At 54.9% G+C, this 23318-nt stretch carries 12 protein-coding genes; 9 read left to right on the forward strand and 3 right to left on the reverse strand.

Annotated features, from left to right (window positions below; translation table 11 throughout):
- Window positions 1–28: 28 nt before the first annotated feature.
- Window positions 29–1441, reverse strand: a complete 1413-nt coding sequence (locus tag AC5S3R_RS03280; protein ID WP_494265227.1) for an ATP-binding protein — start codon at window positions 1439–1441, stop codon at window positions 29–31.
- Window positions 1438–2148 carry a response regulator transcription factor gene (locus AC5S3R_RS03285; RefSeq protein ID WP_494265228.1) on the reverse strand — a complete coding sequence of 237 codons (711 nt, stop codon included), beginning with the start codon at window positions 2146–2148 and terminating at the stop codon, window positions 1438–1440. Before AC5S3R_RS03285 ends, AC5S3R_RS03280 begins: the two co-directional genes overlap by 4 nt.
- A 140-nt stretch (window positions 2149–2288) precedes the next feature.
- Here AC5S3R_RS03285 and AC5S3R_RS03290 point away from each other — a divergent pair, with 140 nt between their 5' ends.
- From AC5S3R_RS03290 to AC5S3R_RS03330, 9 genes are all read left to right on the forward strand, one after another.
- Window positions 2289–3059, forward strand: coding sequence for a hypothetical protein (locus AC5S3R_RS03290; RefSeq protein WP_494265229.1), 771 nt, complete (start codon window positions 2289–2291; stop codon window positions 3057–3059).
- 12 nt (window positions 3060–3071) lie between these two features.
- Entirely contained in the window at window positions 3072–4388 is a 1317-nt protein-coding gene (locus AC5S3R_RS03295; RefSeq protein ID WP_494265230.1) for a TolC family protein, read from the forward strand.
- 20 nt (window positions 4389–4408) lie between these two features.
- A complete protein-coding gene (locus AC5S3R_RS03300) occupies window positions 4409–5626 on the forward strand; it encodes an efflux RND transporter periplasmic adaptor subunit (protein ID WP_494265231.1) in 1218 nt (405 codons plus the stop codon).
- 25 nt (window positions 5627–5651) lie between these two features.
- A complete protein-coding gene (locus tag AC5S3R_RS03305; RefSeq protein WP_494265232.1) occupies window positions 5652–8807 on the forward strand; it encodes an efflux RND transporter permease subunit in 3156 nt (1051 codons plus the stop codon).
- 324 nt (window positions 8808–9131) lie between these two features.
- Window positions 9132–10577 carry a hypothetical protein gene (locus tag AC5S3R_RS03310; RefSeq protein WP_494265233.1) on the forward strand — a complete coding sequence of 482 codons (1446 nt, stop codon included), beginning with the start codon at window positions 9132–9134 and terminating at the stop codon, window positions 10575–10577.
- A gap of 414 nt (window positions 10578–10991) precedes the next feature.
- Window positions 10992–14306, forward strand: coding sequence for a TonB-dependent receptor (locus tag AC5S3R_RS03315; RefSeq protein ID WP_494265234.1), 3315 nt, complete (start codon window positions 10992–10994; stop codon window positions 14304–14306).
- Window positions 14307–14627: 321 nt separating this feature from the next.
- Complete coding sequence (locus tag AC5S3R_RS03320) at window positions 14628–16103, forward strand: hypothetical protein (RefSeq protein WP_494265235.1); 1476 nt, start codon at window positions 14628–14630, stop codon at window positions 16101–16103.
- Between the two features lie 165 nt (window positions 16104–16268).
- Window positions 16269–17732: a hypothetical protein gene (locus AC5S3R_RS03325; protein WP_494265236.1), complete on the forward strand. Its 1464-nt coding sequence runs from the start codon at window positions 16269–16271 to the stop codon at window positions 17730–17732.
- A 99-nt stretch (window positions 17733–17831) separates the two neighbouring features.
- Window positions 17832–20963: a glycoside hydrolase family 2 TIM barrel-domain containing protein gene (locus AC5S3R_RS03330; protein WP_494265237.1), complete on the forward strand. Its 3132-nt coding sequence runs from the start codon at window positions 17832–17834 to the stop codon at window positions 20961–20963.
- A gap of 487 nt (window positions 20964–21450) precedes the next feature.
- On the opposite strand, the gene AC5S3R_RS03335 is transcribed toward AC5S3R_RS03330, so the two are convergent.
- On the reverse strand, window positions 21451–23313 hold the full coding sequence (locus tag AC5S3R_RS03335; RefSeq protein ID WP_494265238.1) for a glycoside hydrolase family 2 protein: 1863 nt from the start codon (window positions 23311–23313) through the stop codon (window positions 21451–21453).
- Window positions 23314–23318: the final 5 nt, after the last annotated feature.

Consider the following 23318-nt stretch of genomic DNA (forward strand, 5'->3'; position numbering starts at 1 on the left):
TTTGACTCTGTCGCATGTGCGGGGATTGCTAGGCCTTGCCTAATATTGGAAGTTCTATTACACATTCCGCTCCGGATTGGCGCTCCGAATGGAACCGGATACTGCCGCCGAGGCGATCAATTACCAGTTTGGCAACAGACAAACCCAATCCTGCACCGCTTGCAGTGGCTGTGGCGCGTGAAGCGCTGGTGAAGAATCTTTCAAAGACACGTTCGTGCTCTCCTGGAGCAATGCCCGGACCTTCATCCTGAATATTGATCGACAAAGCAGAACCTGACACCGCAGAGGAGTATGCGACGCGCAGCGTCGAGCCTTCCGGCGAAAACTTGATGGCATTGTGAATGACATTCAGGATGGCCACACGTAGCAGGCCTCTGTCGGTAAAGAGAGCTACACGGCCTATGGATTCGCCTTCACGAAAGACAGCAATATGCCGCTCTTCCAAGACGATGCCAAACAGGTTGAGCACTTCATCGACGAGCTCCGTTGCGAAGAAGGTTGTTCGCTTGTTATCGGGCGAGACAGTCTCGGCGCGTGCGAGCATCAACAGGCTCTCGATGGTCTCATTCAGGCGCGTGGTTTCTTCCAGGATGTTTCCCAACGCATCCCTGTACGCTGCGGGGCTTTCGCCTTTCTCGAGCGCAACTTCTCCAATTGTGCGGAGCGCGGCTAGCGGCGTGCGCAACTCATGGGCCGCATCTGCCGTGAATCGCTTGAGCTGCAGGAATGCCTGTTCCAGCCTGTCAAGCAAATGATTAAAGGCATGCGCCATCTGCGTAAGCTCATTTGGCCCATCCAAGTTCAGACGCTCGCTGAGATTGCTTGCCGTGATGCTTTCGGCACGTGCTGTCATGTCGTCAAGAGGCTTGAGTGCGCGCTGCGCGATAGCTTGTCCGGCGATGGCAGCGAGGACGAGAGCAACGGGGATGGCTATGACCAGGAGCAGAAGAAACTGCAACATGCGGTCACGCAATGGCACAAGACTGTATCCAAGGCGAATCAGCAAGGTTCGGCCATCGAGGATGTGAATGTGGCTGACGAGAAAGGCATGTGAGCCATCTTCAAGGCGGACAATGCGCTCATCAAAGCCAGTGTCTCCCTCGCCGGGACGATTAGGACCGCCGAGAGACATGCCATGAAGAGTGGGGCTCTGGTAAAGCTTCTGACCGTTGAGATTGCGTACTTCCATCAGGCGGTCGAGAAGCAGGTGAGACTGCGGGCGCGAATAGTAATCCTGATGCAGTTGCAGGTTTCCCTGCGCATCAAAGTAAAGCAGCCCTTCAACGGTGATGACATCCTGTACTTCGTCATGTAGAAGCTGACGCGTCAGGGCTGCATACTGAAACGCGAACAGAAGGCCGGCATAGATGAGCAAAAGTGCAGCAAGGACGAGCGTGTACCAGAGCGTCAGCCTTCCGCGAAGAGTGGCCGGGGTTCTCACAATGTTGGCTCCCGGAGGCTGAAGCCGATTCCGCGCACTGTCTGGAGCAGTTTCACAGGAAACGGGTCATCAATCTTGCGGCGAAGGCGGGCGATTTGAACGTCGATTACGTTATCGATGGGGGTATAGCGAGCGTTCTCTCGCCACACATCGCGAGCCAGCATTTCCCGGGACACGGTGCGGCCACGGTTTTCCGCGAGGTAGAGAAGAAGTTCAAATTCGCGTGGCGTAAGTTCCAGTGGTTCGCCCTTGCGAGAAGCTACGCGGCCTCGGGTGTCTATTGTGAGATCGGCTATATGGATGGAGCGGTCTTCCGGCGCGGGGGGAAGAAAACGGCGCAGAAGAGCGTGGACGCGTGCCAGCAGTTCTGGGAATGAAAAGGGTTTGCCGAGGTAATCGTCGGCTCCGGTGCGCAAGCCTTCTACGCGGTCTTCGACTGTGTTGTGCGAGGTAAGGATGAGCACGCGCATGTCGAGGCCATCTTTGCGGATTTGGCGCAGGATATCCAAGCCGTTTCGCTGCGGCAAGGTAAGGTCGAGCAGGAGCAGATCAGGACGCAGGGAGTGCGCCAGAAAGAAGCCCTCCTCTGCCGATGAGGCCGCAACTGCCTCATAGCCTGTTGATTCCAGACCAGATGCAAGAGCCTGAGACATTTTCCCGTCGTCTTCGATAATGAGAATTTTTGCGCGCTCTTGCATAAGGGGCATCAGCCTTACAGATTCATCATTTCGTAATACAAGCGGGCGGGACAAGTCCGTCGTGGCAAATGTCAGAAATTTGTAAGTGTATGTAAGGAAAGATAATGGTCCACTCCAGACAGCCGGGACACGGCGCTGGAGGAAATTTCATGTTGTTTCGCAATACTTTTGGCTTATTTTTCCTTTCTTCGACAGTTGCATTGGCACAGGCGGCTCGTACGCCCCTTGAGGCTCCGACGACACTGCCGGTTGTTTTTTCCAGCACGATAAGCGCTGCCAATGCTCACACGGGCGACCCGGTGGAAGTGAAAACCAGCCAGGCGGTTCATCTGGCAAATGGCACCGTGATTCCTTCAGGAACAAAAATTACGGGGCATGTGCTGGCGGCAAACGGCTTTGCTTATGACAAAACTCCCTATGCGCACCAGAAGCAGTCAGTTCTTTCGATTCACTTTGACTCCATTGCGTGGAACGGGCAAAGCCTGCCTTTGAATGTAACCGTGCGTGCGATGGCTGACCGTTTGGAAAGCGATGCGGCCCGCGTGCCGGCATTGCCACACGATGCCGATCCCTGGGGGACCGTGACACAGATTGGCGGCGACCAGCTTACGCCTGTGGACCATGAAGTGACCGACCGCGATGGAGATGTGGTTGGCTATAACAAGCATGACGGCGTGTATGCCCATCTGATTGCTAATGGACGTTGCGACGGAAGCGATGTTGAGGTATCGATAGGAATTTACTCGGCCTCGGCATGCGGGCTTTATGGATTTGTCTCGGTTACGGCGCTTGAAACCGGCTCTCCAGCTCTGCCTTCCACTCTGACGCTTGCCTCTACACATGTCTCGCCGAAGATTTGGAAGTACAGCACGGCGCTGCTTGAAGTGGTGAACGCGCAGTCAACCGTCGCATCGCGCTAAGGGGCGATGCGAATGAAATCAAGTGTTCTTTTTGTTGGTTCTCTTGTCACTCTCGGCGTATTTTTGTGCGGCCCAGGCCGTTATGCAAACGCGCAAGCTGCGCCGACGGAAACTCTAACGTTAGCGCAGGCGGAAGCTGAGGCGCTGGCCAATCAGCCGCGTATTCTTGCGGCAGGCTTGCGGGCGCAGGCTGCCGCGGAGCAGGTGCGCGCAGCACGCTCGGGATTTCTTCCGACGGTTGGCTTCAACGCTACTGGCGTTCGGGTTGCCGATGCAGGAACTTCGACGGCAGCAGGCAACATTACTACTTCGTCCATCTCGGACCGCTTTGCTTATGGCGGCAACCTCACACAACTGGTTACTGACTTTGGGCGGACAAGCGCGCTGGTCAGCAGTGCAAGGTCCAGCGCTGAAGCACAGAAAGATATGGCTGCCCTGACGCGGGCGGAGCTTCGGCTGAATGTGCGTCAGGCCTACTATCAGGTACTCGGTGCAGAAGCGGTTCTGCGGGCAGCCAAGGATGCTCAGGCAAATCGGCAGTTGGTGGTACGTCAGCTTTCGGCGCTTGCTGCGAGTGAATTGCGCTCTACGCTCGATGTGCATTTTGCGGAGGTTCTGGAGAGCGAAGCGGAACTGGCTGTGGTGCGTGCGGAAGGAATTGTTTCTGAGAAGCGTGCAGCACTGACTACAGCAATGGGATTGGAAAAGCCAATGACGGCCCAGTTAAGCGACGTTCCCGTTTCACAAGCTGCATTGCCCGATAACATTGATGGCTTGTTGCAGAGTGCACAATCGCAACGGGGAGACTTGAATGCGACACGAGCACAGCAGCACGCAGCCGAAGCATTTGCACAGTCGGAAAAACGGCTGAGCTATCCCACGCTCAACGTGCTTGCCTCTGCGGGGCAGATTCCTTATCACGATCACACGCTGCACGATGACTATGCAGGAGCGGGATTCAATCTCAACATTCCCGTTTTCACAGGCGGGCTGTTTGCTGCGCGGCGTACAGAAGCCGAACTGCAGGCCAGGGCTCGCGCTCACGATACACAGCAACTGCAGCTTGAGGTAAACGAGCAGGTGCGCGATGCGTGGTCGCGCGCTCAAGAGGCGCAGAAAAGCCTGGACGTAAGTGCGCGCCTCGTGAGCCAGAGCAAAGAGGCTTTGCGTCTTGCTCAAGACCGATATGACGCGGGGCTTGGCAGCATTGTGGAACTCAATGAAGCGCAGCTAAACGAAACATCCGCAGAGATTCAGGCTGCCGATGCTGCATACACCTATCTGACGCGGCGTGCGGAGCTGGACTTTGCTGCTGGGTTGCTGAACTGAAAACTAAAGGGGCCGCACTAATGGCGAAGTTACGATATACGCGTACTCTAGGTGTCTTTGCTGTTGCCGGGGTTGGGCTTTTGACGGCCTGCCGGTCAAAGGCGCCGATGACAAATGCTACTCCGGTTGTTCCTGTAGCCACGGCAGAACCGGCAACGCTGGAAAATGACCTGGTTCTTACAGCGGAGTTTCGTCCTTATCAAGATGTGGATGTGATGGCGAAGGTTGCTGGCTATGTGCGGACAATCCATGTGGATATTGGCGACCATGTTCGGCAAGGAGACGTGCTTGCAATTCTGGATGCGCCCGAGATTGAGGATGAAGCGAGCAAGGCTAAGGCCGGTGTTGCTGCTGCTCAGGCGAATGTGACCACGGCACAGGCTGAGTTGCAACATGCGCAGGCAGGGCAGCGAATCGCTGCTCTTTCTTTTCAGCGCATTCAAGACGTGGCCAAGCGCGATCAAGGGCTGGTTCCTCGCCAAGAGATCGACGTGGCGGAAGCGCATAGCTTGGAGGCCAACGCGCAGGTTGCACGTGCGGACTCCGCGCTGAAGGCGGCCCAAGAGCGGCTGGATGAGGCGCGGTCAGAGTCTGCGCGTGCGGCGGCGATGCTTGCCTACACCACGATTCGCGCTCCGTTTACCGGGGTCATCACGAAGCGTTACGCCAATACCGGGTCGATGATTCAAGCGGGAACCGCGTCGCAGACACAGGCCATGCCGATTGTGCGGCTGGCTCAGAATAGCCTGTTGCGCCTAATACTGCCTGTTCCTGTAAGTGATGTGGTGGAAGTGCGGGACGGACAGGCTGTCGATGTCAACGTCGTCAGCCTGGGACGCACGCTGCGCGGTAAAGTAACGCGCTACGCCGACAGCGTACAGACGAGTACGCGCACGATGGATACGGAAGTGGATGTGCCTAATCCGGATGGGTCTGTTGTACCCGGCATGTACGCCGAAGTGCATCTGCATCTGGCAGCGCGGCCCAATGTGCTCAGCGTGCCTCTTGATGCCGTCGATGGCATTGGCACCAGCACGGAGCAAGCCTATGTTGTGCGCGATGGCATTGTGCATCTTGCCTCTGTAAAGACGGGGCTTGAGACACCGACACGCATTGAAGTTCTCTCCGGTATTCAGAGCGGCGACGAAGTGATTGTTGGCAGGCATACGGGGCTATCCGATGGGGAAAAGGTAACAGCGGTCAAAGCCTCCTACGAGTCGGCAAACAGCCCCAAATAAAAAAAGACAAGGACCAAGAAATCTCATGTCTGGATTTTCGATTCGCAATCCCTACCTGATTGTCGTGATCTGCCTTGTCATCACGATTCTCGGTGCTGTCAGTGTTTCTGAAATGCCTGTTGATATGTTTCCGCCGGTGCAGCTTCCGGTGGTTGCCGTGGCTACGTTCTATTCCGGCATGCCGCCGCAGCAGATTGAAACGAATATCACCTATCACCTTGAGAGGCAATTCACGCTGGCCGCTGGTATCGACCACATGGAGTCGCGCTCACTGCCGGGTGTGAGCCTCATCAAGGTCTATTTCCGTGAGGGAACCAATCCCGACGCAGATGCGGCAACTATCTCATCGCTTGCGATGAGCGACCTGCGTGATATGCCGCCGGGAACTTATCCTCCTATTGTTCTTAAGCAGGATGCGTCGAGTATTCCTGTGGCATTGGTTCCGCTTAGTGGCTCGGGACTGAATGAGAGCAAGCTAAAGGATTTGGGACAGAACTTCGTTCGCAATCAGCTTGCCAGTGTGCCCGGTGCCTCGGTGCCGCAGCCATTCGGCGGGCGTTGGCGGCAAATCATGCTTTATGCTGATCCTTACAAGCTGGAAGCCAACCAGCTTAGCCCGATGGATGTTGTGCGCGCCATCAATGATTCCAACGTTATTCTTCCCGCTGGTGACGTGCAGATTGGCCGCTACGACTATGATATTTACACCAACTCCATGCTTAAGGGCGCTGATGATATTGCTCAAGTGCCGCTCAAGATGGAAGGCCAGTCTCCGGTGCGCGTAGGTGATGTGGCTGTACCACAGGATTCCTTTGGGCTTCAGTACAACATTGTGCGTGTAGATGGTCAGCGCGCGGTTTATCTTCCCATCTTCAAAGCTGGCAGCGATGCCAATACCATCGCCATTGTGAATGGCGTGCAGGAGATTCTGAAAAAGCTCTACGACGTGCCTGCAACGCTGCAGAGCAAGGTTGTGTTTGACCAATCGCGCTTTGTTAAGACGGCTATCGAGACACTACTGCATGAGGGAGGTGTCGGACTTTTCCTTACCTGCCTGATGATTCTTATTTTTCTGGGCAGTATGAGAGCCACTGTTGCGGTCTTCTTTTCTATCCCGCTGTCGTTGCTGGCTACCTTCTTTGTACTCCGAATCGCCGGAAGCTCAGTCAACAGCATGGTGCTTGGTGGTCTGGCGCTTGCGCTTTCGAGACTTATTGACAACTCGGTTGTCGTGCTTGAAAACATCTTTCGTCATCTTGAAGAGGGAGAAGAAGCTACTGCAGCCGCGGAGAATGGTGGACGCGAAGTTGCGCTGCCGGTACTTGCCGGGACATTGACTACGGTGGTCGTATTCTTCCCCGTTACGCTGCTTTACGGGGTTAGCAAGTTTCTCTTTTCCGCATTGGCTCTGGCTGTTGTTATCTCGCTTTTTGCGTCCTACTTTGTCGCGCTTACGGTTGTACCGCTTTTCTGCGCTCGCTTTATCAAGAACGGCCATGGAGATGTGGTACATGAGTCGGCAGAAGAGGAACACGAGATCGAAGCACGCCCAAACACGCATGCCCTGGGGCTTTGGGCGCGTTTCAATGCTCGCTTCGCGCACGCATTCGATACTCTGCTGCATCGCTATGACCGTCTTGTTGCCCGCGTTCTTGATCGTCCGCGTGCCGTGCTTGTTTGTTTCGGCATTGTGTTTATCCTCAGTCTGTTGATGTTTCCGTTGCTTGGGCTGTCTTTCTTTCCGCGTACAGATGCGGGGCAGTTTGTCGTCAGCTTCAAGGCTCCTTCCGGCACCAAGCTGGAGGCAACGGAAGGTGAGGCCGTGCGCCTTGAAGCAATCGTGCGCCGTATTGTCTCCAAGCACGACATGAGCATGACGGTGACAAACATCGGTGTTGATCCGGGGTTTTCTGCGCTGTTCTCGCCTAACTCCGCCATGCACACAGGCTTTACCCAAGTGGCGCTTGTGCCGGACCACAAGACCAGCAGCTTTACTTATATCGAGGAAGTAAAGCAGGCTGTCTCTCGTGAGTTGCCAGAATTGCAGACGTTTTATTCTTCCGGCAGCCTTGTCGATGGCGTTCTTAATATGGGCGCGCCGGCGCCGATTGATATTCGTGTCGCGGGCAATGATATGAACGCCGACTATACGGTGGCGCAGCAGATTGCTTCTCGCATCCGCTCTCTGCGCGGCGTGGCGGATGTTTACATTCCGCAGGATATCGATTACCCATCGCTGCGTATCGGCATCGACCGCACCCGCGCCAGCGAACTTGGCCTCACGGAGAAGGAAGTTGTCTCCAATATCATTACCGCGCTTACTTCCAACCAGATGATTGCGCCGAGCATCTGGATTGATCCGAAGAGCGGCAATAACTACTTTCTGACGGTGATGTACAAGGAGGGACAGGTTCAATCTCTTGAAGATCTGAAGGCTATTCCTCTACATGGAGCAAACATTACCCGGCCTACGCGACTGGACATGGTTGCGAATATTGAACGATTCAATGCGCCGACAGAGATGGACCATACACAGATTCGCCGCGTTATGGATATCTACGTTCGTCCACAGAGCGAAGACCTCGGCACGATTTCCAAGCAGATTCAGGAGATTGTCAACGCGGCCAATCCTCCGCATGGCACTGAGGTTACGCTTGCAGGCAGCGTGGCTTCGATGAATGCTTCATTCCGCAGCTTTGCGATTGGGCTTACGCTTTCGGTGCTGCTTCTGTATCTCATCCTGGTTGCACAGTTCCGCTCTTTCGTTGACCCGTTCATCATTTTGCTTGCGCTGCCGCCTGGAATTACCGGCGTGATTCTCGCTCTCCTTCTTTGGGGAACAACGTTGAATGTCATGTCGCTGATGGGCGTTGTGATGCTTGCAGGAATCGCGCTTTCCAACAGCATTCTCATTGTTGAGTTTGCTCATCATCTACTCAAGCAAGGGATGGATGTTCGGCAGGCCATTACTACTTCCTGCCGCGTTCGCTTGCGTCCGATTCTGATGACGTCACTTGCTACGCTGATTGGCTTGCTGCCAATGGCGCTCAAGCTTGGAGAAGGGAGCGAGTCTTATGCTCCGCTGGCGCAGGCGCTTATTGGAGGGCTCACAATGTCCGTATTGTTTACGGTGTTCCTGGTTCCGGCCGGGTTTCAGCTCGTGTATTCTCGACGTTCCTAATTCAATTTTGAGCCAGATGCCGCAGTTCTTCGGAATTGCGGTTTTCTGTCTGTGTTTCGGGACAAATAGCCATTTACGGCGGAGACTCAAAGGGCCCACATCCCAATGTGCGGTAAAATCCTACAGGGCATGCCATTCAAAGATTTTCTGGTTGGCAGGCGAACACCTGTTAAGGAATCGTTGTGAGAAAGGCGCCAGGACTCCAGACCTGCATTGGCTTCTGGACCGTCTGGAGAGGATTCTAGTTTGCCAGCGGATATTCAAACAGCGTCGCGAAACATGAATACTTCGTTGGAACCTTGTAAAGAGCAAGTCCATCGTATTTTGCATTCGAGGACGTTTCAGAGCTCTTCCACTCTCCAGCAACTGCTGCAATATCTGACCTCGCGGGTTCTTGAAGGCAATACTGACCAGCTGAAGGAATACACCATCGGTGTGGAAGCCTTTGGCCGGTCGCAGAATTTCGATCCCAAAACAGATACGATTGTTCGCGTCCAGATTCACCGGCTTCGGCAAAAGCTGAAGGAATACTACGACACAATCGGCAAGAATGATTCGATTTTGGTCGAAATCCCTAAGGGGCATTACCTGCCGAGCTTTGAGACGGTTCCTGCGGCCACCGCGGCGAATGAGATTGCCTCTTCATCGGATTCTTCGGCTCCTGCGGTAAGCGAATCGGTTGCTCCGAACATGCCGGAAGATTCGCAGACGGGCATCGGCGCGAGCTTCCGCTGGATTCTTTCACATGCGAAATTCCAATATGTGCCTGGGGGAATTGCGCTGCTCGCTGTTCTTAGCGCGGCGCTGTTGTGGTTTACGGGGGCTTCGGTTCTTCCCAGAAGTTGGACGCACACCGGCGGGGTAAAGCTGTCGAAAGCCGATGCTGCCGACCCGGTAAAGGTCTTCTGGGCCAATTTTCTTGGCAACGACATGAACCCGGTCATCGGCTATCCAGACGCCCAGTTTTTGCTGGATAACTCCAATGATTTGTTCAGTTTCCCTAATGGCGCCAGCGATGACCGCGGAGCACCCGTAGACGAACATGTGGCCCGCGAGTTTGCGACCAATCCAGAACTGGCGGCCAAGGCCGGCACCTTGTATTACGAGAGCGGTTATACCGGCGCCGGCGAATTGCAGGGAATTGCTGCGCTATCCGCGCTCTTTGGACGCATGGGGATTGAGCCTACAGTCAAGCCCAGCCGGGATATTACGCCGAGCGACCTGAAAAACCATAATGTGATTCTGCTTGGCTCCTCGCTTCAGAACGTGGCGGTGGATCAACTGCTTGTGAGCGGAGACTTCCGGTTCCATCACCCTACACCGCGCAATACGCCCGGGCTTCGCCTGCAGGCATGGCAGTCGCAGATTCTCAACAGCGCCCCACGCCCTGGGGAAAGTACTGAGTACCAAACGGAACGTAATCCCCAAACGCAGGTACTGATGGTGGACTATAGCCTAATTTCGATACAGACCGACGAGATGTCGGGGCGGCATTTGGCGGTTCTGGGGGGACTGGATACCATGGGCACCCACGGGGCTGTCATATATATAACCTCCCGATATGGCGCGGAAGAGCTGTCCAAATCCCTGGCAGCTTTTGCGACGCCCGCCAGCAAGGGAGAGATTCTGCCGTTTCAGGCATTGCTCCGGGTGCGGCTGGAAAGAGGCAACCGCGTGGTTGAAAGCAAGCTCCTGGCACTACACCGACTGCCCTCTGCCGGAGTTCCGCCGACACCTGGCTCTACCCCCTCCGGTAGCGCTGCGCACTAGCGCTCCCCTCTTTGCTCACGAAGGCCGCTTTCCTGATCGGCAGAGGCGGCAATTCACTGTCATAGACCGTGAGCGCAATGAAGTTTGAGCGCACAATAATAAGCCTTCCCCTGAAAGAGGGACCCTTTTGCCATGTAACAATCGTGAAACGTGCCCTGAACGTATCCTCAATTGATTGATATTTATACGTTTAACCGTTTCCCCTCCCGCGGTAACTAGACAACCGTTCTTTCCAATCACTAGGGTGGTCGGCGGTGTTGTGCCACGTCTTTGTGTCACGCAGGTTCAAGCCGGAGAAGGAATGTAAAGGTTTCCATCCTTCTCTGGCCAGGTTGGAGAGGCGGGAATTCGTCTCACAAAAACCACGATTTAATTCACGGAAACTCTCACTGCACGAATGTTGTTGGAGGCTGTATGAAAGCACAATCTTTGGCCAATAAGCTGCCCAAATACTTTGCGGGGCTCCTTGTGGTCATTCTTTCCCTCGTGGCCGGACTCCCAGGCCTGTACGCCCAAGGTGTAACCGGGCGTATTCTGGGCACCGTTCAGGATAAGAGCGGGGCCGTAATTGCGAATGCTGATGTGACGGTAGTCAATGAAGGCACCGGAATCACCTCAACCGCCAAAACGGAATCGCACGGGCAATATCGCATTGATAACCTGCAGCCGGGGAATTACCGGATTACGGTGTCTGCCACCGGCTTCAAGACGGCGACTTCCGCAGAGAACGTGGTGACCGTGGACAACGCGACACCAGCGGATTTTGCCCTGGAGATTGGCTCGAAGACTGAAACCGTCGAAGTCACGGCGAACGAGGTTCTGGTGGACACGACCAACTCCTCGCTGGGCACGGTTCTGAGCCAGCGTGATATCCAGGACCTTCCGCTGAACGGCAGAATCTTCTCGCAACTGGTGCAGACGGTTCCCGGCTCCATTTCGGCGGGCTATTCGAGCGCGGCGGAGTCGGCTGCGGGCGCCGGTGCAACCACGAACATTACGGCGAGCGTGAACGGCATGCCCTGGGGCGGCACCACTTACACCCTGGACGGCGTGAACAATATGGAGCTGCTGAACGCGTTTATCAACGTGACTCCACCGCTGGACGCGCTGCAGGAAGTGAAAGTTTCGGCCAACACTGCGGATGCCTCAGTGGGCACCTACGGCGGCGCCCAGGTCAACGCCTTCGTCAAGTCGGGAACCAACGCCCTGCATGGGTCACTGTATGAGTTTTACCGCGGCGATGAACTGAACGCGAAGCAGTGGGGCGCAACCAGCAAGGCTCCGTACCGCAGCAATGAGTTCGGTGGCTCGCTGGGCGGTCCCATCCTGAAGAACAAAGCGTTCTATTTTGTTGACTACCAGGGACTGCTGCTGGAGCACGGCATCAGCTACATCATGACGGTGCCGACAGACCTGATGAAGCAGGGCTACTTCCTGAAGAGCCAGTTCCCTAACCCGATCTATGACCCGCAGACGCTGCAGCCGTTCGCTACGGCAACTACCGACCAGGGAGACGCGTGGCGAATTCCCACCTCGCGCTTCGATCCTGTCTCGGCAAAGATGGTAGCGGGAGCAACAATCTGGCCCACGGCGACGGACCAGAGCCTGGCCAGCAACAACTTCAAAGCCAATACCTCGGAGCCGGACCACAACCACCAGTTCGACATCAAGGGCGACTACCAGTTCTCGAATGGCGACCGTATCTTCGCTCGCGAGTCGTACCAACGCCGCGACTTGTCCGCGCCTTCTCCGGGAACCCAGTTCATCCAGGTTGGGGATGTGAATGCCACCTCGCGCAACCATAACTCCGCGATTGGGTACAACCACATCTTCTCTCCGACAACGACCAATGAACTGCGCGCCGGTTTCAACCGCTTCAATACGGCCGACTTTGGCAACGATATTGGAACGAATGAAAACACAGCTTTGGGCATTCCCAACGGCAACGACGAGGCTTTCGGCGCGACCGGCATTGGGAACTTCGAGATTGGCAACATTGTAAACACCGGCTCGCAGGGCTGGACCAACTCGCATCGTATTACCACCGCATACGAGTTGACCGACAACTTTATCAAGGTGCTCGGCAAGCACACGCTGACGGTTGGAGAGGACTGGAGAAAGCTGCAGGCCTCGCTGACTAACTCTGATGCGAACAAGAACGGCGATATTTCCTTCCAGGCGAACTACACCGGAAGCTGCACAATGCAGCCCACCTGCTCAGGCAGCACAGGCGGCAACGAGTTTGCCAGCTTCCTGCTTGGTATGCCCTCGTTCATGGACCGCGGATTTGTTGCGACGGAACCAGCCACTCGCGCCACCCTGTTGGGTGTCTACGCGCAGGACCAGTACCGCGTAACCGATGGGCTGACGCTGAATCTTGCTCTGCGCTGGGACCTGATTACTCCGGCAGTGGACAAGGCTAATCATCAGTCCAACTTTGACCTGGCGAGCGGGCTTATCACGTTTGCAAACTCCAACAACCGTGCGCCAAACGTGGACACCTACTATGGCGGATGGTCGCCGCGTGTGGGCTTTGCTTACACACCCAATCACGGAGACCTGCTGGTTAGCGGCTCTTTTGGAATTACGCACTTCCCCGCAAACTATGGCGGCATTGGCGGATTCCTTGAGAGAGACTATCCGTTCTTTGAGGTCTTCAGCATCAACGCGCAGGAGCTGAATACACCGCTGCCTTCCGTTAGCGTAAGCGGTCTACCGGCTTACATTCCGGTATCCTCCAGCACCGGCACCACTGTGCCCCCAGCATCCATCCAGGTGTCGCAGATGGACAGGAAATTCCAGCCTGACGCGGCCTATGCGTGGAATTTTGGCGTGCAGCAGAAGCTGTCGAACGCCATGGCGCTGAGCATTACCTACGTGGGAACGCACGGTCTGCACCTGTACCGCCGCTACAACTTGAACACGCCCGAACCGGGTACGACTCCGTACAACTCACGCCTGCCTTACCAGTACTTTGACAACGACGGCAATCAATATGCGCTGCATATCGATCATGCCGCTGCGAATGGCTCGTCGATTTATCATGCGCTGCAAGCGCAGTTGAAAACCAACTTCACGCATAGCCTGTCAGGAACGCTTTCCTACACATGGTCCAAGGAAATCGACGACATGAATGTGTGGTGGCCGCTGGATGACAGGTACAACCGCGCAGTAGGCAACAGCCAAGCGCCGGACGTTCCGCACAACTTCATCGCTTCGCTCGCCTATCAACTGCCGTTCGGCAAGGGACAGCGGTGGCTCTCTTCAGCATCGGGCCCGGTGGAGATGCTGCTTGGCGGCTGGCAGTTGAGCACCATTACCAGCCTGCAGGCGGGACAGCCTCTGCGCATTAAGACCAGCACGGATGTCCTTGGCAGCGGTGTCACCAACAGCGCCAACCAGACCTGCTCGCATGTTAAGGTCTACGGCTCGGTATCCAAGTGGTTTGACACAAGCTGCTTTGCTACGCCGCAGCCCCTGATGCTGGGCAACGCCACGCAGGGCGATGTACGGAGCCCAGGCTATTACAACGCCGACCTCTCGTTGTCGAAGTCCGTCCAGTTGCGGGAAGGAATGAAGCTCAACATTCAGGCCGATGCGTTTAACATGTCGAATACTCCGCATTACTCGTCTCCGGATACGACACTTGGAGACTCGAACTTCGGAGTTATCAGCGGGACCAACGGCACGCCGAGAGAGTTTCAGCTCGGTGCGCACTTTACCTTCTAATTCCGTACTCAACCTGTCCGCCGTCCTTCTGCATGCTGGGGGATGGCGGACACTCTCTCTTCAGACTTTCCGCACGGCCTCCTCTTTCGGCAAACACACTCCGTCTACAAAGCAGCTTCCAGAAACCAGAAGGGATGTGTTGTCTTACGAATGCGGAGAAAAACGTGATAACAACCGCTTCAAGCATCTGCCCATTACCACGGGCAAGTCAGCCGGGAAGAAACAAAAAGGGGATATACAGTGGATCGCAGAGCTTTTATAGGCGCTTGCTTCGCGTCTGTCACACTTGCACAAGCACAACGTTTCACGCTCGGGGGAGTAGTGGCAGGCCGTTCACTGGTGCCTGAGCAGCCTTCCAACGCGCCGAATTACTGGTGCACGTGGGCGGTGCAAAACTATATGTACGGCCATGGGCTGAGCAAGCTTGATCCTGAGGTTCTGGAGGGCGACTCCGGCAGCCAGTTGGCGCACAATGCCATGAATGAACATGTGTTGCTGGCGCAGGACGGCTGGGCTCACCAGTTTCACGCCGCAGTACGCAAAGAGTTGCTGCTCCTGTTGGATGACGGATGGGAAGCGGGTGGCACGGCTACCTTTGAATTAGATACTGCGAAATTTCCGTCCTTTACGGGAGATACAAGTGAACGGCTAAAGCGGTTGAACGAAGCGATTCAACAGGCAGGCTGGCGCAATACCGCGTTATGGTGCCGCAATACGCCGGGAGGCGAACAGGATGCCCGCCTGGAGCGCATCAGCCAGGATGCGGGGATTCCTTACTGGAAGATTGATATTGGTGATCCTGAGTTTCATCTTGTGCCGATTCGCAATCAGAACAACTTTGGGTTGACCTTCGAACATGTGAATGGCGAAATTCCCGTGAACGGAGAATGGCGCCGAGACGGAAGATTTGGCGCTCAGCCGTGGGGCTCAAGAAGGATTGAGATTCTGCGAAATACTGATGTCTATCGCACGTATGATGTGACTTCGATTCTTTCCGTGCCGACTACTCTTGACCGGCTCAGCGAAATGTTGAAAGGCGCGGATGGACACTCCGAAATCAAGAGCCTGCTGAACGTGGAAGACGAGGCTTACATTGCTGCCGTCATGGGATGCACGATGGGCATCATGCGGCATTCGCTAATTGGCAAGAGGCCCGGTGATGACCTCGACCTTTTCTTTAACGGTCCGCGCAGAACCAAGAAGCGTATGGATGAAGTGGTTCGCGCCATCCGCTGGCAGCGCATTGCAAAACCGTTTTCTCCGGGAACTGGCTCGTTTGCAGCAAGCACGGAAGTGCTGACGGATGCGTGGAAGTTCAGCAGAGGACAGACATGGCAGAAAGACCTTCTTGACGCCACCGTGCGGCAAGGCGCACCTGCAATTCTGACGCGTAACATTGCTCTTCCGCAGGTGCGCGCGAATGGAGACAAGCCGTTTGTCTTTGCTGCGCGGTTTCCGAATGGCGCGATAGCGGTTGGCGCGCATGAGAGAACACAGCCGGACCATGCCTGGTATATGCCAGCTTGCGATGTGACCGTTGATGCGGGAGATGCGCCGGGGCCCATCGGAATTTTTGGCAACTTCACCAATCTGTCTTTTGCTTTCAACTATCCCATCAAAGGCAAGGGTGTGCTGGCGCAGGACCTTGCGGATGATGAGGCTATCGACATTACGAAGCATGTGCGCGCAGATGGAAACCGCCTGCACCTTACAGGCGACCTCATCCAGTCCGTGGGATTGAAGCGGAGAACACCCGGAGATGAATCTGCGCCGGGCATGGTGCTGGCATTCGCTTAGGCGGATTGGTTCAACGAAGGATGAAAGAATTGCTACGAACTAAAGGAAAGAAAAATGAACAGGATGTTTGCAGGTAAGAAAATCTTGGCCGGCAAAGCGCCGGTATATGGACGGGAGAGCGGTAAGTCACGCGCTTTCCGTTGGTCAATTTTGGCAGGGAGCATCTTGTTTGTATCGCTGGCAGGCAAAAGCAGCATTCTTTCGGCGCAGAAAGAACATCATCCGGCCCAGTCGCGGCTGGAATTGACCTCTTCCGATACGCAGCTTGTGCATGCCTTTGCATGGGCCAAGCAGCAAGCGTTGGCTTATGTGTTTGACGGCGATCCGGTGGGCCCGTGGTATGAGGCAGCTTTACCGGGACGCAGGGCTTTCTGCATGCGAGATGTTTCGCACCAGGTGATGGGCGCGCAGGCTCTGGGACTGGCCCGCTACAACCACAACATGCTGCGCCGCTTTGCGGAGAACATCTCTGCTTCCCGCGATTGGTGCAGCTACTGGGAAATCAATTCACAGAATCAGCCAGCTCCGGTTGATTACATCAATGACAAGACCTTCTGGTACAACCTGCCTGCTAATTTCGATGTTCTGGACGCCTCTTACCGCATGTTTCTCTGGACGGGAGACTCCTCCTATATTCATGATCCGGTCTTTCAGAATTTTTATGACCGCACAGTTATGGATTATGTCTCCCACTGGGACCTTGGCATTGACCGCGTGATGCAGCGCAATGTCATCGTGAGCCCTCCGCCGTTTTTCCGAGGCGATCCGAGCTACAACGAAAGCCGTCGCGACATCATGGTAGGCGTGGACTTGCTCGCAACACAGTACGCCGCATACAAATCCTATGCGGAAATTACAGCGATGCGCGGCGACAAGGATACGGCTACGCTCTTCGAGCGTCATGCGGGAGATGTGAAGCAGCTCATCAATACGCGCTGGTGGAATGAACAGGATCATTCTTTTTATTCCTTCATGGATCAGCAGCATCAGATGCACGGACGAGCCGGCGCCGACCTGCTCTATCGCAACGCGGTAGATCTCGGAGAGAAAACAGCAGCTACACTGCATATTCTGCGCGATGCAGTGAAGGCAACGCCAGAGGATGCAGTTGAGCCAGCGTCGTATTACGCGGAGGTGTTATATCGCTACGGCCAGTCGCAGGATGCCTACGGCATGATTATGAATCTCAGCCGAGCCGGGCGTAAGCGGCAGGAATATCCGGAAGTTTCCTATTCCGTAATCGGCGCGATCGTGACTGGGTTGATGGGGGTCAATGTCCATCCCGCCGCGAGCGCGGATCTAGCGGCTCCTCATGAGCCGTATCGTGTCGAGGTGGAGACGCTGCCGCAACTGACGTCCGAGACAGTATGGGTGGAGTTGCGTCATCTTCCGGTACAAGACGGCTTCATTACCGTGCGGCACGAGAGAGAAAAACAAACTGCTTTTACCAATGAAGGCAGCAGCAATTTAACCTGGCAGCCGTGTTTTGCCGGAGCTCACGGCTCGATAATCGTAGATGGCTCCGTAGTCAAAGCTCAGGCAAAAAGCGGTGAAGCTGGCCAGCCCGAGAGCTGTACGCTTGTCACTGTAAAACCGGGTGCAACGGCACACGCAAAACTGGGACAGTAAACAGACGGCAACAAAGCGTAGAATCGGTTTTGCCTGCAAAGCAGGGTTCCTTGGGAGAGATAGGCATTGAAACGAATTGGATGGAGCTTCCTCTGTTTTTTGATTTGGATTCCAGTGCTGTTGGCGGCAGCACCAGCATGGGCCGACGCCACCGTCCCTCCCGAGATTGAGAACGAGCAGTTGCTAGGCATTCATAAAGAGCCCTATCACGCCACGCTGATGCCCTATGCAACACGCGTAGAGGCATTGGCGGTGGACCGCGCGAAGTCACCGTGGGCGCACAGCCTGAACGGCATGTGGAAATTCAACTGGGTGCCGCGCCCGGAGAAACGTCCCGCGGATTTCTACAAGCTTGACTATGACGTGAGCAAGTGGAAAGAGATTCCTGTTCCGTCGAACTGGGAGATTCAAGGCTACGGAACGCCGTTCTATCGCAACAACGGCTACACCTTTAAGAAAGACTGGCCGCGTGTGATGGCGGAGCCGCCGAAAAACTATACGGCTTACGTTGAGCGCGATCCCGTGGGCAGCTACCGACGTGACTTTGAGGTTCCGGAGGGCTGGGAAGGCAGGCGCATCTTTCTTACCTTCTCTGGTGTAGACTCCGCCTTCTTTGTATGGATAAACGGACAGAAAGTGGGCTACAGCGTCAATAGCCGCAATCCTGCGGAGTTTGATGTAACCGATTACATCCACGCCAAGGGCAAGAACACTCTCGCGGTTGAAGTATACAAGTACTCAGCGGGAAGCTACCTGGAAGATCAGGATATGTGGCGGCTGAGCGGCATCTTCCGCAACGTGACGCTGTGGAGCGCTCCCAATGAACACATTCGCGACTTTTCTGTTGTGCCGGAGTTGGACGCGAACTACAACGATGCGCTGCTCCACGTATCGGCGAAGGTAAAGAACTTCTCAGCGCAGGCCGCACCAGCGAACAAGCTGGCTGTTGAACTGGTCGATTCCGCAAAGCACACCGTTCCGGGAGTGACAGGATCCGTCGATGTGCCCGCGCTTGGTCCCGGAGAAGAGACGACCGTGTCTGTAACGCTCCGTGTCGCACACCCTGCGAAGTGGACGGCAGAGACTCCGGCTCTCTACACCACTATTTTGAAGTTGGGCGAGGCAGAAGGCAGTGCAGAATATATCTCTACGCATACGGGCTTTCGCAAGATTGAGATCAAGGATGGCGTGTTCATGATTAACGGTGCCCCCGTGAAGCTGAAGGGCGTGAACCGGCATGAAAACTGGCCTGACACGGGACATTATGTTTCCGAAGAGCGAATGCGGCGCGACCTGGAGTTGATTAAGCAGGTGAACGCCAACCATGTGCGCACCTCTCACTACACGAACGATCCACGCTGGTATGAGCTGGCCGATGAGTATGGAATTTATCTTGTGGCCGAAGCGAACGTGGAGTGTCACGGATATTACGGCGTGCTGGACCGCGAACCGCGATTCGAGAAAGCGATTGTTGACCGCAATATTGCCAACGTGGAGAACCTGAAGAATCATGCCTCGGTAATCATCTGGTCTCTGGGCAACGAATGTGGTGGCGGCAGCAATTTTATTTCGGCTCTGAAGCAGGTAAGAAGCATGGACTCCACACGCCTGACGCATTACGAGCCGTTTGAGGGTGGAGAGAAGCAGCCGACGGATATTGAGAGCCACATGTATACGAGCGTGCCTGATGTGGAGAAGGCCGCGAAAGACCCCAATCGTAAGAAGCCCTTCTATCTCTGCGAATACGCGCATGCCATGAACAATTCCATGGGTTCAGTGGGCGAGTATAACGATCTATTCGATAAATATCCGAAGCTAATGGGCGGAGCGATATGGGAGTGGGAAGACCAAGGCATCTGGAACCGGCGTGATGCCAAGCGCGTGTACCTGGCGTACGGAGGGGGCTTCGGAGAGTTTCCGAATGACCATTACTTCATCCACAAGGGTGTGGTGTTTTCTGATCGTTCGCCTAAGCCGCATTTTCCAGAGTTGAAGCGCGTATACCAGTGGGTCAGCTTTGATGCTGAGGACTTGCAACAAGGAACGATTCAAGTTCGGAATCGCTACGCGTTTACAAACCTCAAAAAGTTCGATGCTTTCTGGACCATCAGCGAAGACGGAGTTGTCATTGCTGATGGCGACCTTGGGCGGTTGGATGTTGAGCCGGGAAAGAGCACCGTGGTCAATATTCCCGTGAGCCAGATAACGCCGAAGCCCGGCAAGGAGTATTTCCTCCAGGTTTCCATGAAGCTGGTACATAACGAGATTTGGGCCAATACCGGCTATGAAGTTGCAACGAACCAGTTTGAGTTGCCGTTGCATGTGCCGGCTGTGGCAACCACGAGCAAAGAAGTTTCGCCAGTAACTCTTCAGCAAGATAACGGTGGAATCATCGTACAGGGCAAGGGATTCTCTATCGCCTTTGACAAGGCCAACGGCAACATTTCCCGTATTACGCGGAATGGAACGGAGCTGCTGACGCCGCATGGTGGGCCAAGCCTCTATCTGTGGCGCGCTCCGCATCGCAATGACGATGAGTGGGCTGCTACGTCATGGGAAAAGTATGGCGTAAGGGAGCTCAAGGCTGAGTCCGTGAAGCTGGCCGGCGAACAGGCCAGCGCTTCGGAGGTGCGTGTGCATTCTGCAGTCACACTGCGTGGATTGTCGGGATGGTCTGCTTTACATGAGGCGACATACACGATTCATGGAGACGGCAGCATCACTGTGAAGAACACGTTCACTCCGCAGGGGGAACGCATTCCGCTGGCCCGCATTGGAGTTCGCATGGAGTTGGACCGGCGACTTGACCAGTTCACTTACCTGGGGCGCGGACCGATGGAAAACTATAACGACCGGATGCGTGGCTCGGATGTGGGCTTGTACTCCAGCTCTGTGAAACAGCAGCTCACGCCGTACGCCAAGCCCATGGAGGCGGGAAATCATCAGGATGTGCGCTGGGCCAAGCTAACCGGGAAGGACATGCCGAGCCTTCTTGCAAAGAGCGACGGCAAGCTGCTGCAGGTTTCTGCACTGCCGTATACGGATGAGGAAATGGACCCGCTTGAGTATTCCGTCGATCTGCCAGCGAGCAACAAGACAGTCTTAATCCTGAGTGCGAAAACGCTCGGTGTAGGCTCTGCAAGCTGTGGTCCCAAACCGCTGGACCCATACATTGTGTGGTCTGACCCGACTGAATTTTCCTATGTGCTGCAGGTTCTCTCTTCCAAATAAGGGCGAGTTGAATTAGCGAATAAGCAAGGTTGATTGGGCCATCACTATCGAGTGTGGTCCCAATTAACCTTTTGACTTATGTAATCATCCGCCGATGATATCGGCGATGAGCTGCAGGGAAAGCAACTACCCACAATGAGACGAGCTCAAGCAGGAATCTTCCAGCACCGATGGCTCCGAGCATGAGTCTGTCTACGTCCCATCGTCACTTCAAGGCTGCTACGACCATGAGTCCGCTTCAGTAGCGGAAGGCAATTTGTCTTCAATAGGCTCGCCACCTGCAGGTGATCGAAAACCAGGACGCTACCTCTGTTAGCTATGAGAGCGCTTGCCCGTTTTCACGAGAATATGCGCGGCTGCGAGCGGCATTCCCCATTCAAAATGCCGCTCGCCTTCGGGAAAATGCCACTACATTTGATGAGATCGGCCGAAAAATTGCTGCTGAATAGCAGTCGATTGCATATGCTCCTAGCTGCACGAAAAACGTCTATTGGGGTGAGCTCAATTTGTTTGCCACTTTGAATACTTCTTCATTGGCAGCATGCACGCGCTTAAAATCCATTTTTTCGAACTTGCGGTCGTAGGTCATCGCGCCGTTCACTTCTTTTTCTACATCAGTGAGCTGAGTGTAGACGGCAGCGCCAAGGCCTTTCTGCTCTATCAATGGCAGTAGATACGACTGGATCTGCTCAAAGCGCTTCGTTAAATCATTAACCGTGAGCTGCATCTCATACGCGCTGTGCTTTCCCGGCCACATGTGCCCCGGCACGAACAAACCAACACCGCCGTATTCCCCGAGAGCGGCTGCGCGCGTGGTGCTGGGCTGCGGAGGATCGCCGGGCCCAACGTAGATGTGCATATCACCAAAGTCGCCATTGCCGGGATCACCTGGCGCTGGACGGTAGTTAGGAGCGTTGTTATAGCCTGAGTTGCCATCCACTAACCGGCTTGGGTCGAGTGTCTTGGTCCATGCCGCAATGCGTGAAACATCATATGCGCCCCAGTTTTCGTTAAACGGCACCCAGGAGACAATCGCGGGCGAATTATGATGCTGCTGGATGATCGTCTGCCACTCGTGCTCGAATTGCTTCCGAGTCCGCTCGGGCTGGTTGTCTGGATACCACATGGATGGCATGTCTTGCCAGACGAGCAATCCAAGTTTGTCTGCCCAATAGTACCAACGCTGCGACTCCACCTTGGCATGCTTGCGCACAAGATTAAAGCCAAATTTTTTGACGGTTTCTAAATCAGACTTAAGCGCCTCATCCGTTGGAGCTGTGTAGATACCATCGGGCCAGTAACCTTGATCCAGTAATCCCAATTGAAAAACAAACTTGCCATTGAGCAAAGGATGTAACTTACCATCCACCATTCCAAGGCTAATGGAGCGCATTCCAAAATAACTCTTTACCTCATCCGTCCCTGTGCTTTTTTGATCCGTAAGTTCGACCTTTAAGTCATAGAGAAAGGGATCGGACGGCGACCAAAGGCGCGGATGAGATATAGGTATCTCAAACTGAGTTACGCTATTGCCGGAAACCTCGCTAACAGCTTTCCCATCAGCGGTTACATAGATGCGAATCTGACCTGCGTCTCCATGTACTTCAGCTTGCACTTTGACAATCGAGCGACTCAAATCGGGAGTGATTACCAGGCTTTGAATGTAAGTACGTGAAACTGGTTCCAGCCAGACTGTCTGCCAAATCCCTGATACAAATGTGTAATCCCCGTGCGTCAGACAGCTCTTGCCACAGGAAAACCGGCCATTGTGAGAATCTCTTGCACCAACAACCAGTTCGTTCCTCCCGCGGTGAAGCAGGTCCGTGATATCAGTTTCAAAAGCCTCCCAACTGCCATTGTGCGTTTTGGCAAGATGTCCGTTGACATAGATTGCGGACTGGCATGCAACTGCCCCGAAGTGCAACAACACCCTCTTCCCTTCCCACGAATCCGGGATGATAAAACTCCGCCGATACCACATGTTGGTTTCCTGGTTTCGCAGGATGCCCGAAAGATACGCTTCAGGAGGAAAAGGTACTTTGATGTGTTCTGGCCTGACTGGAAAGGCGGGCGGCTTAAGCGGCGCGTTACTCGGATCCGCATGCGAGGCTCCTCCCACGTATTCCCACTCTCCATTCAAGTTGAGCCAATCCGCGCGCGTCATCTGGGGCCGAGGATATTCCGGCAGGGGTACTGCTGCGGACTTGGCTTCCGCAGTCCAAGGTGTTGATAAGGGTGCTGCTGGAGTTACGCTTTTCCCATTACCGCGCAATGATGCAGAGTGCAATGAAACGGTTGTGAGGACAAAAGCGATGTAGAGGATGGCTCTCATAGAAAATTGCACTTTCATATTTC

It is taken from the genome of Occallatibacter sp. FHG110214_02, assembly GCF_059115385.1.

Coding starts and splice junctions, on each gene's coding strand:
- AC5S3R_RS03290 (WP_494265229.1), top strand. CDS start 2,289: ATGTTGTTTCGCAATACTTTTGGCTTATTTTTCCTTTCTTCGACAGTT.
- AC5S3R_RS03285 (WP_494265228.1), bottom strand. CDS start 2,148: ATGCCCCTTATGCAAGAGCGCGCAAAAATTCTCATTATCGAAGACGAC.
- AC5S3R_RS03300 (WP_494265231.1), top strand. CDS start 4,409: ATGGCGAAGTTACGATATACGCGTACTCTAGGTGTCTTTGCTGTTGCC.
- AC5S3R_RS03315 (WP_494265234.1), top strand. CDS start 10,992: ATGAAAGCACAATCTTTGGCCAATAAGCTGCCCAAATACTTTGCGGGG.
- AC5S3R_RS03305 (WP_494265232.1), top strand. CDS start 5,652: ATGTCTGGATTTTCGATTCGCAATCCCTACCTGATTGTCGTGATCTGC.
- AC5S3R_RS03295 (WP_494265230.1), top strand. CDS start 3,072: ATGAAATCAAGTGTTCTTTTTGTTGGTTCTCTTGTCACTCTCGGCGTA.
- AC5S3R_RS03335 (WP_494265238.1), bottom strand. CDS start 23,313: ATGAAAGTGCAATTTTCTATGAGAGCCATCCTCTACATCGCTTTTGTC.